Consider the following 1,249-nt stretch of genomic DNA (forward strand, 5'->3'; position numbering starts at 1 on the left):
TGGCGGTATTTGTTGCGTAAGCACCTCGGATGCTCCAGTTGTTGGTGAGCTCATGCTGAACGCTGGCCATGACAGCCTTTTGAATAATATTGTTGTTGTCACTGGATAACCCTAAAAATTTGTTATAAGGCACCAAATACAATGCGTTAACTCCTTGAGAGCTGTTAAGGTTAACTACGGCAGAATGAGGCGTGACATTAGCATTTAGGTAATCCGCTTCCATCGTGATCGACGTTCTGTCAGAAGCTCTCCAAGTGATAGAGGGATTAAAATATGACTAACGGTCGCTTTTCAAGCCCTTGTCGGTAGCTGTCTGCTCTTTCGTAAGCTCCATTAACCCGTATAGCCAAGGATTCTTTTTAATCTAGTACAGTCTCGACATCAAAGGTAGGTCGTAGTTGTCCCCAACTGCCTATACGTAATCCCACCTGTCCTCTATTAACGAAATTCGGCGTTTTGGTTACGACGTTAATAACCCCTCCGGCATTTCCCAAGTCGGTAATAACACCCTGTGTTATGGCTGCCGATCCCTTTATCATCTGTATGGACTCTACTCCCTGCATATCTACCACACCGGCTGCGGTTTGAAACTGAGTATCCATACGTACACCGTTCTTCAATACAGGTACGCCACGAAACCCTCGAGTAGACATAGATTCTTTCACCCCTCCGTACGAACCGAAAAGTGTTACTCCGGGAATGTTACGTACCGCGTCTGTCAATGTTAAAGCTCCTTGGGCTTCTATGACTTTGTTTGAAATGACAGAGATGGTCTGAATCTGCTCGTTGGGCTTTAGAGGCATGCGGGTGATATCTTCCAGTCCTTTTGGTCTTTTGTTCCTTTCTCCGAAGACTTCAATCTCTTCAATATCATATTCTTCTTTTTCCAGAACTAACGAAGGAATATGGGTAATATCACCCTGTTGACTGAAAGTGTATTGTTGCCTTTTATAGCCCAGACCGTGGAGCTGTATGGTAAAATCTCCTGGAGAAGGTATATAAATCTCAAATTGACCTTTGTGGTTGGTTACCGTTTTTTTGTTTCCGATAGTTACAGTGATATCTGCAATCGCACGTTGTTCTTGATCGGTGACTTTGCCTTTCACGTGAGTCTGTGCTTGCGCAACATGCATCCCTGCGATTGTAGCTAGCGTAACTATAATTGATTTGTTCTCAATAAATTATCGTTAGTATTACAATTAAACACTCTTTAGAATAAGTCTAAATAAAACTTCGCTGCAATTATAGA

The 1,249-nt window shown here is 42.8% G+C and carries 2 protein-coding genes; both read right to left on the reverse strand.

The window, feature by feature from the left end; genetic code table 11:
• On the reverse strand, window positions 1-223 hold a 223-nt coding region (locus tag SD31_RS15745; protein ID WP_156138384.1), incomplete at its 3' end, for a hypothetical protein.
• A gap of 136 nt (window positions 224-359) precedes the next feature.
• Window positions 360-1,133, reverse strand: a complete 774-nt coding sequence (locus tag SD31_RS14045; RefSeq protein WP_052259095.1) for a TonB-dependent receptor plug domain-containing protein — start codon at window positions 1,131-1,133, stop codon at window positions 360-362.
• Window positions 1,134-1,249: the final 116 nt, after the last annotated feature.

This window comes from Sphingobacterium sp. T2 (assembly GCF_000814685.1).
Lineage (GTDB): Bacteria > Bacteroidota > Bacteroidia > Sphingobacteriales > Sphingobacteriaceae > Sphingobacterium > Sphingobacterium thermophilum.